Here is a 12,662-nt window from a genome sequence, read left to right on the forward strand (position 1 = left end):
GCCAAATGCGCTTAGAGCTTTAGTGCCCACCAAATTTCAGGCCAATGATACCGATAATAATCAGCCCCAGACTAATCAGGCGCAAGCTGCCGGCCGGTTCCTTGAAAACGATGATACCTACAATGGTTGCACCCACTGCACCAATCCCTGTCCAGACGGCATAAGCTGTTCCTACCGGCAAGGAGCGCATCGACTGCGCCAGCAGCAGAAAACTGCCCACCAATGCCACCAGCGTAATGATGCTGGGTGTCAGTTTAGTGAAATTCTGTGAATATTTAAGACCGATCGCCCAGACTACTTCTAATAATCCGGCCAGTAATAATGACAGCCAAGCCATAATTGTCCCTGTACAGGCTGATGCAGGCCGTCCTGCGTGAAAATTGACCGGTCGGGTCGTCCCAGACCAGATGCATAAGCATGTGAATAACCGCATCATAGTAGGCAGACAAAGCCAGCGTCAAGCACTGAGAAACCATGATGGTGCAGCAACAGACGGCATCGCGGCCATCTGGCGTAATCTTAGCAGTTGGTGGCACTTTAGGGCTTAAAGCACCACCGGCTGATTATGCAGATTTGTTTTTCTGGATAAATTCAATTTTATAGCCATCCGGATCTTCTACAAATGCGATTACTGTCGTGCCATGCTGCATGGGACCGGCTTCACGTGTTACCCGACAGCCCTTGGCACGCACAGCATCACAGGCAGCATAGGCATCCTCTACCTCAATAGCAATATGGCCATATCCAGTACCCAGCTCATAAGCATGGGTATCCCAGTTATAGGTTAATTCCAGCACGGTGCTATTGGATTCTTCACCATAGCCGACAAAAGCCAGAGTAAAACGGCCGCCGGGAAAATCTTCGCGCCGCAAAAGTTTCATACCCAGCACATCCTGATAAAACGCCAGTGATTTATCCAGATCACCTACGCGCAGCATGGTATGCAGCATTCTCATAATTTGTTCCTTTATTCTGTTTTAGTTTGTGCCAGATTACCCAGCAGCATGGCATCACCATAACTAAAAAAGCGATATTCTGCTGCAATGGCATACTGGTAAATGGCACGGATTTCATCATAACCGCTAAAAGCACTCACCAGCATCAGTAACGTTGATTTGGGCAGATGAAAGTTGGTAATCATGCGGTCGATAACCTTAAACTGATAACCGGGGGTAATAAATATATTGGTATCCCCCTGCCCGGCCTGCAATTTCCCACTGCGCGCAGCAGATTCCAGTGCGCGTACTGCGGTAGTACCCACTGCCCAGACTTTATTACCACGTGCATGTGCAGCTTCTATTTCTGCCACTACTTTTTCGCTCACGTCATACCATTCACTGTGCATGTGATGCTCGGCAATATTCTCTACCCGTACCGGCTGAAAAGTACCTGCACCGACATGCAAAGTTACCTCAGCCAGATGCACACCCTTGTCGCGCAATTGTTGCATAATAGTATCAGTAAAATGCAAACCGGCAGTCGGCGCAGCCACTGCACCTTCATGCTTGGCATACACTGTCTGGTAACGTTCATCATCGTCATTATCGGCTGAACGGGTAATGTATGGCGGTAAAGGCAGATGCCCGTGAGCGGCCAGCAGCTCCCATACTGTCTGTTCACCTGCGAAGTGCAATATAAACAGCTCACCCTGACGTGCCTGCATCTGTGCATGCATACCGCCTTCAAAAATCAGTTCTGTACCCGGTTTGGGGGATTTGGATGAACGCACATGTGCCAGCGCAGTATGCGCATCCAGCACGCGCTCAATCAACGCTTCAATCTGGCCGCCACTGGCCTTGTGGCCAAACAGGCGGGCTTTCATAACACGGGTATTGTTGAATACCAATACGTCACCGGCTGCAATATAGTCTGCCAGCCGGGTAAATTCACTGTCTGCCGGCTGTTGCCCGGGCAGTGCTACCAGCAGACGGCTGCTGCCACGCACGGACGGCGGATGTTGCGCAATCAGCTCTGGCGGTAAATCAAAATCAAAATCATTAATATGCATGTACTAGTGCCTGAAAACGGCAAAATACATATTATATGCCTGCTGCGGTAAGCTGCGAAGCCATAGCACACGATAGCAGGCTGAAGATAGTTCAAACAGCCGGCTTTCCGAAAATCAAGGTTATCTAGCGTATTTTTATAATTAATTTGGTTTCAATAATCAAATGTAAACTTAAATCAGAGCTTTATTTTATCTGGCATAGTTGTTATAAGCTTAAATTAACTGCTGTTTCAAATCATCTGGTAAAAATGCCTGAAAATAATCAATTTTGCTGTCATTAAAGGTTATTTTGATATTGCTATTCTGTTGCAGGGTAAATAATGCGAGTGCTTGCACTCGCATAATCAACCTCAATATTTGCACGACTGATTTATTTTTGCTCATTGAAATGCAACTCTAAATCGCCCGAATGATGTCTTCCTGCATAATCGGAATAGCGAGATTCAATCCGTTTACATGTATTATTTTCCCATTCCAGATACCAAATCCTATCGCCATTCCTAACGTTTGAATCTACCAGTACCATCAGCAAAAAAACTGATATATTCAATTAACCAACTGTTAATACATATTGCTTCAACCAATACAAAACTCAATCTGTATTAGTATGCAATACCGGTAAATGGTTGTCCTTGAAAATAGTATGGTAATTGATTCATCTCATAATCAACATATTCACCACTGGTTAACAAATCATAGTCAATTTTAATCATTCCCTCAGCTTGTAAAGCTCCATAATCCCGACTACCAGTAATAATACCGTCGGTGATTTCATGTATTTGATAAAACTGATTATCCCGATGTTCGCAGGCTTTGCCGGTAAATAAAATATCGTTATAAAAGCAGTGATTAGTGCGATTTTCTAGCTGATTAAGGTTCTGTTCTGACTATCAGAGATATTGATTCCTTAATCTTTTAATCATTAATTTGGTAGGTTAGAATTTAATGGCTTCCAATTTGGCAGGAATGGCACTACAAAGCAGGCTTAAAACCACTGGATCTTATCTTGGTTAAGATAAAATTTCAGTTGCTACCTGGCAGGAAGATAAAATATAAGCACCAGCAAGCTATAAAAACGTTGAATGCTTATAACATAAATAATTTAGTATATTTAAGTGATGGTGATGGCAGTAAGCACGCAAAATAAGGCTGCCAGACTATACTCGGTATAAAAAACATTATTTACACTGTGAAATAAATACGAAAACACTGGACATCTGCGCGCATTTTCGGCAAAAATGACGCAATTTTGCTAAAACCAATAAATTTATGAGTGCCTCCATTCTGGTTTTAAACGGCCCTAATCTGAATCTTTTGGGTGTGCGTGAACCGCATATATATGGTTCTACTACACTGGCAGACATCAATCAGAAACTGCTGGTACAGGCACAGGCGGCCGGTATGACGCTGGAAACATTGCAAAGCAATGCTGAACACGTTCTGACAGAACGTATTCAGGCGGCTTTAACTGATGATACCCGGTTTATTATCATTAATCCGGGTGCATTTACGCATACCAGTGTCGCCATTCGTGATGCTTTTGCTGCTGCCGGCAAACCATTTATTGAGGTGCATATTTCCAATGTACATGCCCGCGAGTCTTTCCGGCGTCATTCTTATCTGTCCGATATTGCTATGGGTGTAATCTGTGGTCTGGGCGTATATGGCTACGAAGCGGCATTACATCGGGCAATAGAATACATTCAAGAGACTAGCCGCCAACACTAATACTTATTGCGGCTAAGTCCAATCACACAAGGGTTCATAATATGGATTTACGTAAACTAAAAAAACTCATTGATCTGGTAGAAGAATCCGGCATTGCCGAAATCGAAGTTACTGAAGGTGAGGAAAAGGTACGCATTACCCGTACCACTGCTGCAACTCAGCCTATATATGCAGCACCGATGCAGCAACAACCTGCCATAATGGCAGCAGCTCCAGCGACTGCAACAGAAACGGCAGCAGCGGGCTCCACAGCGGAAGCGGCTGCTCCTGATCTCAGCAAAGCAGTGAAATCACCCATGGTCGGTACATTCTACCGAGCAGCCAGCCCTAATTCTGCGCCGTTTGTTGAAGTGGGTCAGACGGTTAATGCCGGTGATACCTTGTGTATCATTGAAGCCATGAAACTGATGAACGAAATCGAAGCTGATCACAGTGGTGTGGTGAAAGAAATTCTTATAGCCAACGGGCAGCCTGTTGAATTCGGTGAACCGCTGTTTATTATTGAGTAATGCTCAATATCAGTAATACTTCCCGTTTCTTACAAGGTACTGCCTTATGTTAAAAAAAATTCTTATTGCCAATCGTGGTGAAATTGCGCTGCGCATTCTGCGCGCCTGCCATGAAATGGGCATTGCAACCGTGGCTGTGCATTCAGAAGCAGACAGTGATGCCCTACATGTGAAGCTGGCAGATGAATCAGTATGTATTGGTCCGGCCAGCTCTGCTCAGAGTTATCTGAATATTCCCGCTCTGATTTCCGCAGCCGAAGTTACCGATGCTGATGCGATTCATCCCGGCTATGGTTTTCTGGCTGAAAATGATGGCTTTGCCGAGCAGGTGGAACAGTCTGGCTTTGTATTTATCGGTCCGCGTCCGGAAACCATCCGTCAGATGGGAGACAAGGTTTCAGCCAAAAAGGCGATGCAGGCTGCGGGAGTACCTTGTGTGCCCGGTTCAGATGGTGCATTGCCGGAAGACGCGCATGAAATTGAAAAAATTGGTGCGCAAGTTGGTTATCCGGTAATTATTAAAGCTTCCGGTGGTGGTGGCGGTCGTGGTATGCGTGTGGTAGAAAAGGCTGAAGACCTGCTTGCTGCAGTAGAAATGACGCGCACAGAAGCTGGCGCAGCTTTCGGTAATCCGGCCGTGTATATGGAGCGCTATCTGCAAAAACCGCGCCATATTGAAGTTCAGATACTGTGTGATGAACATGGCAATGCTATTTATCTGGGTGAACGTGACTGCTCCATGCAGCGACGCCATCAGAAAGTGATTGAAGAGGCACCAGCACCATTTATCACGCCTGAAGAACGGGAACGCATCGGTACTGCCTGTGTGTCTGCTTGTAAGCGCATCGGTTACCGCGGTGCCGGTACATTTGAATTTCTGTACGAAGACGGTGAATTTTTCTTCATTGAAATGAATACCCGCGTACAGGTAGAACATGCCATAACTGAGCTGATTACTGGTGTCGATATTGTTCAGGAACAGATCCGTGTGGCCTCCGGCCTGCCGTTATCCTATACCCAAGCCGATATCCGCCTGCTGGGACATGCTTTTGAGTGCCGGATTAATGCCGAAGATCCCTATACTTTTGTCCCCAGTCCTGGCCTGATTACCAGTTGCCACCAGCCCGGTGGCAACGGGGTACGCATCGACAGCCACATATATCAGGGTTACACTGTACCACCCTACTACGATAGTATGATTGGTAAAGTCTGTACCCACGGTCGCAACCGTGAAGAAGCCATTGCCAAAATGCGTGTCGCTTTGCGGGAACTGGCCATTACAGGTATTAAAACCAATACCAATCTGCATCGCGATATTTTTGCTGACCCGGGCTTTATTCATGGTGGTGAGAGTATTCACTATCTTGAGCAATGGTTACAAAAACACAAAGAAGCACAAAAATAATTTACAATACGCATACATTGCGCTTTTATTCACAGGCAGCCGCAGTGGCTGCCTGAAGTTTTATAGAACATCTACACACGGTAAAAAGCCATGCACTACCAACAAGTTGTCATTACAGTTACACAGGATAAGGTTGATAAGCTCTCTGATGCGCTGATAGAAAACGGCGCATTGAGTACTGCTATTGAAGACGCCAATGCCGGTAATGATGATGAGCAGCCAATTTTTGGCGAACCGGATATGCCCACCGAGCAGGTTTGGCAACAAAGCAACATTGTGGCACTGTTTAGTGAACATGCCGATATTGAAGCCATTGTGTCTGCTGCTGCACACGATTGCGGTATCGATATGCCTCATTATTATCTGGAAACCATTCCCGAGCAGGACTGGGTAAGATTGACACAATCGCAGTTTGACCCGATTCAGATTTCTTCCCGTTTATGGATTACACCGTCGTGGCATAATCAGCCAACTGAGCCGGGTGTGATTAATCTGCAACTAGACCCCGGGCTCGCATTTGGTACGGGTAGTCATCCCACTACTCACTTATGTCTGCAATGGCTGGATAAACATGTGCATGGTGGTGAAACGCTGCTTGATTATGGTTGTGGTTCAGGCATTCTGGCCATCGCAGCACTGAAACTGGGTGTTGGCCGTGCCTGTGGTGTTGACATTGACCCGCAGGCCATACGTGCCAGTCAGGATAATGCGCTTCAGAATCAGGTAGATGCTGAATTTTTTCTGCCAGACGACCTGCCGGCTGCACAGCAGTTTGATATTGTCATTGCCAATATTCTGGCCAATCCGCTACGTATGCTGGCGCAAATGCTGGCTGAACGTACCCGCACTGGTGGCGAGATTGTCTTGTCGGGTATTCTGGCTGAACAGACAGAAGAACTGAGTGAAATTTATCGCCAGTGGTTTGACTTGAATTCACCCATAACTTTGGATGGCTGGGTATGCATTAGTGGTCGGAAAAGAGCCTAGACATCTGGCTTGACCATTTGCCTGATAGCACTAATACGGCATGCTAACGCAATATAACAACTATCCTTTTTTGACAGTACGGAATTTCCTCCCTCTTTAACTATTTTGGTTTACTGAAATATCATGTCTAAAACTATCACTGTTATTTGTCCTAAATGCCATGCAGAAAACACTGTAACGACACCGCCACGCGATGGGGGACGTGTTGTGTGTCGCCAGTGTCAGCACAGATTTATTGTTGTATCCAAAATCCGCGCTAATAAAAATGTTACCCCGCGGGCAGCAACCGGCAAGGATGCTAACCAGCAAGTACCAAGTGCTGATGAAGTTATGGATATACTGAGTAACGCTCTGAATTTGAAGCAGACTGCCAGCCAGAAGCGTGCGCAGGAAAAAATTTATACCAATGCGCCCTCACCAAGGAATACCTCAGTCATCGACAAGCGGCCGAATTTTAATACTCTGTTAAATCAAGCAGCTAACAAAGTTGAAATCCGCGCCGCCAAAGTGGCTGAACAGGAACCGGAACATTTATCCACGCCACAACCACAATTGGCTAGCAGTGAACTGCTGCTCAACCGTGCTTCTGCACAGAATGCAGTAAAAGAAGTATCGGCTTCTACCAACGTACCAGTACCTGTACCGGAAGAAAACACCACCAATATTTCCATGAACAGCAATGTGAATAACTTGAATAATCTTGTATTTACTTTACTGCCTAATGACAATCAAAATCACGCAGATGTACCATTACTGCTCAATGATGCCATCGAAAAAACTGATGCCATCCATGCTAAAACTGAATTTCTGCACCACCAGCAGGACAAGTTATCCAAAGAATTTAACTGGACTCTGGCCACAATTGTTGCGTTAACGGTACTGATGATGCAGTTATTTTATTTAATGGCTATCAAATGAGCACCCCTGTAACAGGTAATCAGGATTTTTTTTACAATAATCGTTTTATTCACGATTTTCGGCAGGCTTCTCCTTATATTCACCATTTTAATGGTAAAACTCTGGTACTGGCCATTAGTAGCCATGTTCTGGTAAGCGACAAACTGGCGGCGCTGGCTGCCGACATATTGTTACTTACCAGTCTTGGCATGCGACTGGTCATCATTCACGGTTGCAGCCAGTTTATTCGAGCCATAGCTGATTGCCATACTGCCATCAGCATTGATGAAAATCCTGTTACCGATGAGGCTGCTCTCAGGCTGGTCAAACAGGCCTGTGGTATAGCTCGCTTCGATCTGGAGGCAGCTTTATCCATGATGCCGACACAGGTAATGGATCACAGTGTTCCCAATGTACGCATTAGTAGTGGCAACTTTCTGCGCGCTAAACCACTAGGTGTGATTAATGGTATTGATATGGGATATAGCGGTAGTGTACGCAAAGTAGATGCCGCCGCCATTGAAGAGCATCTGGTACGCAATCAGCTGGTATTCATCAGCCCGATTGGTCATTCACTCAGTGGCCAGTCTTATCGTCTGCCGGTAAATGAAGTTGCTCAGGCTGTATCGGAAGCCATTAATGCAGAAAAACTGATTTTTCTGGGCACGCAGCAAGGTATACTGGATGAACAACAGCAAACCATCAGCAAACTGAACTGTATTGAAATCCGTCAGCTTCTGGCCAGAAACATTACCGATAAACGCCAGACAGAATTGTTGCAAACTGCGGTACATGTACTCGAACATGGCGTACAACGCGTACATGTGCTTTCCGGTCTGCACGATGGCAGTCTGCTACTGGAATTATTTACCCGAGAAGGCAGTGGCACTGCCATGGCCAAAGCGCCGTTCATGCGTATCCGCCCAGCTGAGAACAAGGATATTGGTGAAATTCTGCAACTGATTGCCCCATTGGAAGCTGCGGGTATTCTCCTGCCGCGCGACAGCGAATATATGGAAAATCATATTCATGAATTTTCAGTGCTGGAACAGGATTGCTATGTTTATGGCTGCGTAGCTCTGCATGTCTATCCACAGGAAAAAGCTGGCGAGCTGGCCTGTCTGATTGTCTCACCAAATGCACGTACGCGTGGCTATGGAGAGCTGCTACTATCACATGTCATCAAACAAGCACAAGAATTACAGCTACAGGTTCTGTTTGCTTTGAGTACCAATACCGGCGACTGGTTTATTGAACGTGGCTTTACCAGTGCCACACTGGCGCAATTACCGTTAAAACGACAGCAGCAGTACACAAGCAATAAACGCCAGTCGAAAATATTTCGTCGCCAACTTTAAACGCAACCGGCGAAAAATCTTTTACAATCTATTCTTTCCCCTGATTGGCATAAAGGAAGTCACATGAGTCATATGGTGCATTGCATTAAACTGGGCAAAGAAGCACCCGGAATGAAATTCCCACCATTTCCCAATGAACTGGGTAAACGTATTTACGATAATGTATCGCAGGAAGCATGGGACGGCTGGTTACGTTATCAGACTATGATTATTAATGAAAATCGTCTCAGTCTGGCTGACCCGCGAGCCCGCCAGTACATTACCCAACAAATGGAAAATTATTTCTTCGGTGATGGTGCTGACCACATCAGTGGCTATACTCCGCCACAAGAATAACATCCAATGGCTGTTCGACTGTTTGCAGATGAACAGCTTTTTTATTTACCCCATATCTTATTACAGCTTTTATGGTAATCCGGCTTATTAAAAGTGATTTATTTCGTTACAGTGGCCGTACTGACTGGCGCACATTCATACGCCACTACTTTTGTAACCGTGGCTTTCGCTTTTCCTGCTGGTTCAGACTGGCTTCCGCAACGGGAATCTGGCGCAAACTGGCCTACCCGATGTATGCATGGCAGAAACGCTGTAGTGGTATCATCATCAGCCCGCGTACATCTGTTGGCTACGGGTTGTATATCGGCCATGGCGGGCCGCTGATTATTAACAGCAATGCCCGGCTGGGTAATAATGTGAATCTTTCACCCTACACAGTAATCGGTGCCAACAATGGGGCAGCTGCCATCATTGGTGACAATGTCTATATCGGCCCCAATTGTAATCTAATTGAAAACGTCTGCATCGGTGACAATGCTACTATTGGCGCCGGCAGTGTCGTTACCAAAAATATCCCAGCAAATGCAACTGCGGCAGGCAATTACGCTAAGGTATTAAATTATCAGAATCCCGGGCGGTTTATTCACAACCGCTGGCCACCAATGAATACACATGACACTTGACCTGTATGCAAAACAGTGCCAATGTTAATAAATTAAACCCAAGCTGACACACGCTTACCCATAATGACAGTCACAGGTGTATCTCATGTCCGAAATTCAGCCACACTTACTTTGCCGCGAACTCAGCCTACTGGCATTCAATCGTCGTGTACTGGCACAGGCTCAAGACACACAGGTTCCCCTGCTCGAACGTTTACGTTTTTTATGTATTGTTTCTTCCAATCTGGACGAGTTTTTTGAAGTACGCATGGCATGGCTGCGACGTACCCGTCAACTCTCGCCTCATATTCCACTGGCTAACGGTGAACTGCCGGATACCGTAATCACTAATGTAACCAAACAAGCACATGCCATTATTGCCGAACAATACCGCCTGTTTAACGAAGAGCTGATTCCAGCCTTGCGCAGTGAAGGCATCTCGTTTTATCCGCGCAGTGCCTGGAGCGAAGCACAGCGTCAGTGGGTGGCTGATTATTTCAAGCATGAATTATTACCCATTCTCACGCCTATCGGACTGGATCCATCACATCCCTTCCCACGTTTACTCAACAAATCACTGAATTTTGCCGTAGAGCTGGAAGGTAAAGATGCTTTCGGCCGGACTGGAGGCATGGCCATTGTTCAGGCACCGCGTATTCTGCCGCGGGTATTGAAGATGCCCAAAGAGTTATGCAATGGGCACGATGGTTTTGTATTCCTGTCTTCCATTTTGCATGCCCATGTACATACGCTGTTTACTGGTATGAGTGTCAAAGGCTGTTATCAGTTCCGCATTACCCGCGACAGCGATTTAAGTGTTGACGAAGAGGATTTAGAGAATCTGCGCACCGCCATTGCCGGCGAATTACAGGGGCGACAGTATGGAGAAGGTGTACGTTTGGAGGTAGCAGACAATTGTCCGGCACATGTTTATGATTTTCTCCTCAGCCACTTTCATCTGGGGCGCGATGAGTTATACCGAGTGAATGGTCCGGTAAATCTGGTACGCCTGATGGCCGTACCGGATATGGTTGAACGCAATGATTTAAAATTTCCGCCATTTATTCCCGGCACACCTGCCATACTGACTAAAAATCGCGATCTGTTCAGTATTATCAATCAGCGCGATATTTTACTCTATCATCCCTATCAGTCCTTTGAACCAACAGTGCGTCTGATTCAGGAGGCAGCAGATGACCCTCAGGTTATTGCCATCAAAATGACTATCTACCGCACCGGTAGTAATTCTGATCTAGTAAAGGCACTGATGAAAGCGGCACTGGCTGGTAAACAGGTTACAGTGGTGGTTGAACTAATGGCACGTTTTGACGAAGAAACCAATCTGAACTGGGCCAGCCAGTTAGAAACTGCTGGTGCCCATGTGGTTTATGGCGTATTCGGCTACAAAGTTCATGCCAAAATGGCACTGATTGTGCGCCGTGAAGACGGTAAACTGAAACGTTATGCTCATGTCAGCACTGGCAACTACCATCAGGGCACCAGTCGCACCTATACCGATCTGGGACTGATGACTTGTAACCGGGACATTTGTATTGATGTCAACACAGTGTTTATGGAAATTACCGGATTGGGACAGCCCAACCATCTGAATAAGATAGCCCAAAGCCCATTCACACTGCACAAAATGCTACTCGAGAGTATTAACGGTGAAATCGAACAGGCCAAAGCTGGCAAGGCTGCGCGTATTATTGCCAAAATGAATGCGCTGGTTGAACCCAGTATTGTTGATGCCCTGTATGCAGCCAGTCAGGCTGGCGTACAGATAGAGCTGATTGTACGCGGAATGTGTGTATTGCGGCCGGGGGTTAAAGGGCTATCGGAAAATATTCGGGTTCGTTCTATTGTCGGCCGCCTGCTGGAGCATGCACGAGTATTTTATTTTGAAAACGGCGGTGATACCAAAGTATGGATATCCAGTGCCGACTGGATGGGGCGCAATCTGTTCCGTCGCGTAGAAATTTGTACACCAATTGAAACACCTGAGCTAAAACAACGTATAATCAAAGAGACACTGATGTTCGCTCTGGCTGATAATCAGTGTGCTTGGTTGATGCAGCCTGATGGTCAGTACCGGCGAATTAAGACAGCAGATAATGAACCCGTAACCAATATGCAAAATATGCTGATTGAGCGCTATCGCCAACAGTAATGTGCTTATCAGCCATAATACAGAGTGGCCGATCAGAATAGAAAAATAAATTTACAATAGGCAGTTTAGCCAGTGCCATGGCAAAAAAAGCAAGGTTTATCCATCTGGATGCCTTGCTTTTCGTTTATTGAAGACCAAAAATCAGTGGTGTCCGGTACTACCAAAGCCCCCTTCACCGCGGCTGCTTTGCGCAAATTCATCAACAACAGTAAAAGCCGCCTGCATCACCGGCACAATAATCATCTGCGCAATCCGTGCCAGTGGTTCAATTACATATGCTTCCTGACTGCGATTCCAAAGTGATACTTTTAATTCACCCTGATAATCTGAATCAATCAGCCCTACCAGATTACCCAGCACAATACCATGCTTATGCCCCAGACCGGAACGCGGTAAGATTAAGGCGGCATAGCCTGGGTCGGCCAGATAGACGGCTAGCCCTGTTGGCAGCAGAAAGCTTTCTCCCGGCTGTAAAGTAACGGGTGCTTCAATACAGGCGCGTAAATCCAGACCAGCCGAACCAATAGTTGCATATTGTGGTAACTGTTCCGCCATTAACGGATGCAATACCTTAATTTGTACAGATAACTCAGTAGAACTCATAAACCAGTCTTTATATCAATCACAGTTAACAAAATCAGGGCAGTATACCCCAGATATAT

15 protein-coding genes are annotated in these 12,662 nt (G+C 46.1%); 10 read left to right on the plus strand and 5 right to left on the minus strand.

Translation table 11 applies throughout. From position 1 onward, the window contains the following. Window positions 1-19 precede the first annotated feature (19 nt). Window positions 20-337 carry a quaternary ammonium compound efflux SMR transporter SugE gene (gene sugE, locus J6578_RS08610; RefSeq protein ID WP_093092095.1) on the minus strand — a complete coding sequence of 106 codons (318 nt, stop codon included), beginning with the start codon at window positions 335-337 and terminating at the stop codon, window positions 20-22. A gap of 82 nt (window positions 338-419) precedes the next feature. On the opposite strand from sugE, the gene J6578_RS08615 reads away from it, so the two are divergent. Next, window positions 420-548 (plus strand): hypothetical protein, encoded by a 129-nt coding sequence (locus J6578_RS08615; RefSeq protein ID WP_275413926.1) that lies wholly within the window; start codon window positions 420-422, stop codon window positions 546-548. A gap of 15 nt (window positions 549-563) precedes the next feature. Here J6578_RS08615 and gloA read toward each other — a convergent pair whose 3' ends face one another. The 3 genes from gloA to J6578_RS08630 all read right to left on the minus strand — a co-directional run bounded on the left by gloA (window position 564) and on the right by J6578_RS08630 (window position 2,350). Then, window positions 564-956: a lactoylglutathione lyase gene (gloA, locus tag J6578_RS08620; RefSeq protein ID WP_093092097.1), complete on the minus strand. Its 393-nt coding sequence runs from the start codon at window positions 954-956 to the stop codon at window positions 564-566. 11 nt (window positions 957-967) lie between these two features. Continuing rightward, entirely contained in the window at window positions 968-2,008 is a 1,041-nt protein-coding gene (queA, locus tag J6578_RS08625) for a tRNA preQ1(34) S-adenosylmethionine ribosyltransferase-isomerase QueA (RefSeq protein ID WP_287954391.1), read from the minus strand. 213 nt (window positions 2,009-2,221) lie between these two features. Beyond that, on the minus strand, window positions 2,222-2,350 hold the full coding sequence (locus J6578_RS08630; RefSeq protein ID WP_287952788.1) for a hypothetical protein: 129 nt from the start codon (window positions 2,348-2,350) through the stop codon (window positions 2,222-2,224). A gap of 927 nt (window positions 2,351-3,277) precedes the next feature. On the opposite strand from J6578_RS08630, the gene aroQ reads away from it, so the two are divergent. The 9 genes from aroQ (at window position 3,278) to ppk1 (ending at window position 12,000) form a co-directional block, all read left to right on the plus strand. Beyond that, entirely contained in the window at window positions 3,278-3,736 is a 459-nt protein-coding gene (aroQ, locus tag J6578_RS08635; RefSeq protein WP_093092102.1) for a type II 3-dehydroquinate dehydratase, read from the plus strand. 41 nt (window positions 3,737-3,777) lie between these two features. Next, window positions 3,778-4,245, plus strand: a complete 468-nt coding sequence (gene accB, locus J6578_RS08640; RefSeq protein ID WP_093092104.1) for an acetyl-CoA carboxylase biotin carboxyl carrier protein — start codon at window positions 3,778-3,780, stop codon at window positions 4,243-4,245. A gap of 46 nt (window positions 4,246-4,291) precedes the next feature. Then, the gene (accC, locus tag J6578_RS08645; RefSeq protein ID WP_093092107.1) at window positions 4,292-5,650 is read left to right on the plus strand and encodes an acetyl-CoA carboxylase biotin carboxylase subunit; all 1,359 of its coding nucleotides are present in this window, start codon (window positions 4,292-4,294) and stop codon (window positions 5,648-5,650) included. A 90-nt stretch (window positions 5,651-5,740) separates the two neighbouring features. Beyond that, window positions 5,741-6,637: a 50S ribosomal protein L11 methyltransferase gene (gene prmA / locus J6578_RS08650; protein ID WP_093092109.1), complete on the plus strand. Its 897-nt coding sequence runs from the start codon at window positions 5,741-5,743 to the stop codon at window positions 6,635-6,637. A gap of 123 nt (window positions 6,638-6,760) precedes the next feature. After that, complete coding sequence (locus J6578_RS08655) at window positions 6,761-7,555, plus strand: zinc ribbon domain-containing protein (protein ID WP_287952793.1); 795 nt, start codon at window positions 6,761-6,763, stop codon at window positions 7,553-7,555. Then, complete coding sequence (argA, locus tag J6578_RS08660) at window positions 7,552-8,892, plus strand: amino-acid N-acetyltransferase (protein WP_093092114.1); 1,341 nt, start codon at window positions 7,552-7,554, stop codon at window positions 8,890-8,892. The genes J6578_RS08655 and argA overlap by 4 nt, the downstream gene beginning before the upstream one ends. 63 nt (window positions 8,893-8,955) lie before the next feature. Next, window positions 8,956-9,228: an oxidative damage protection protein gene (locus J6578_RS08665; protein ID WP_093092116.1), complete on the plus strand. Its 273-nt coding sequence runs from the start codon at window positions 8,956-8,958 to the stop codon at window positions 9,226-9,228. 71 nt (window positions 9,229-9,299) lie between these two features. Next, window positions 9,300-9,851 (plus strand): serine acetyltransferase, encoded by a 552-nt coding sequence (locus J6578_RS08670; RefSeq protein ID WP_093092118.1) that lies wholly within the window; start codon window positions 9,300-9,302, stop codon window positions 9,849-9,851. Between the two features lie 85 nt (window positions 9,852-9,936). Beyond that, window positions 9,937-12,000, plus strand: a complete 2,064-nt coding sequence (gene ppk1, locus J6578_RS08675; RefSeq protein ID WP_287952797.1) for a polyphosphate kinase 1 — start codon at window positions 9,937-9,939, stop codon at window positions 11,998-12,000. A 141-nt stretch (window positions 12,001-12,141) separates the two neighbouring features. Here ppk1 and dut read toward each other — a convergent pair whose 3' ends face one another. Further along, window positions 12,142-12,603, minus strand: a complete 462-nt coding sequence (gene dut / locus J6578_RS08680; protein WP_037407930.1) for a dUTP diphosphatase — start codon at window positions 12,601-12,603, stop codon at window positions 12,142-12,144. Window positions 12,604-12,662 lie beyond the last annotated feature (59 nt).

The sequence above is a fragment of the Snodgrassella sp. genome, assembly GCF_024103505.1.
Taxonomy (GTDB): Bacteria; Pseudomonadota; Gammaproteobacteria; order Burkholderiales; family Neisseriaceae; genus Snodgrassella; species Snodgrassella communis.

Bases quoted from the DNA above. Each gene is read 5' to 3' on its own strand.
- sugE (WP_093092095.1), bottom strand. From the start codon at position 337: ATGGCTTGGCTGTCATTATTACTGGCCGGATTATTAGAAGTAGTCTGG.
- aroQ (WP_093092102.1), top strand. From the start codon at position 3,278: ATGAGTGCCTCCATTCTGGTTTTAAACGGCCCTAATCTGAATCTTTTG.
- accC (WP_093092107.1), top strand. From the start codon at position 4,292: ATGTTAAAAAAAATTCTTATTGCCAATCGTGGTGAAATTGCGCTGCGC.
- ppk1 (WP_287952797.1), top strand. From the start codon at position 9,937: ATGTCCGAAATTCAGCCACACTTACTTTGCCGCGAACTCAGCCTACTG.
- dut (WP_037407930.1), bottom strand. From the start codon at position 12,603: ATGAGTTCTACTGAGTTATCTGTACAAATTAAGGTATTGCATCCGTTA.
- J6578_RS08665 (WP_093092116.1), top strand. From the start codon at position 8,956: ATGAGTCATATGGTGCATTGCATTAAACTGGGCAAAGAAGCACCCGGA.
- J6578_RS08670 (WP_093092118.1), top strand. From the start codon at position 9,300: ATGGTAATCCGGCTTATTAAAAGTGATTTATTTCGTTACAGTGGCCGT.
- J6578_RS08630 (WP_287952788.1), bottom strand. From the start codon at position 2,350: ATGCGAGTGCAAGCACTCGCATTATTTACCCTGCAACAGAATAGCAAT.
- argA (WP_093092114.1), top strand. From the start codon at position 7,552: ATGAGCACCCCTGTAACAGGTAATCAGGATTTTTTTTACAATAATCGT.
- accB (WP_093092104.1), top strand. From the start codon at position 3,778: ATGGATTTACGTAAACTAAAAAAACTCATTGATCTGGTAGAAGAATCC.
- gloA (WP_093092097.1), bottom strand. From the start codon at position 956: ATGAGAATGCTGCATACCATGCTGCGCGTAGGTGATCTGGATAAATCA.
- queA (WP_287954391.1), bottom strand. From the start codon at position 2,008: ATGCATATTAATGATTTTGATTTTGATTTACCGCCAGAGCTGATTGCG.
- J6578_RS08655 (WP_287952793.1), top strand. From the start codon at position 6,761: ATGTCTAAAACTATCACTGTTATTTGTCCTAAATGCCATGCAGAAAAC.
- prmA (WP_093092109.1), top strand. From the start codon at position 5,741: ATGCACTACCAACAAGTTGTCATTACAGTTACACAGGATAAGGTTGAT.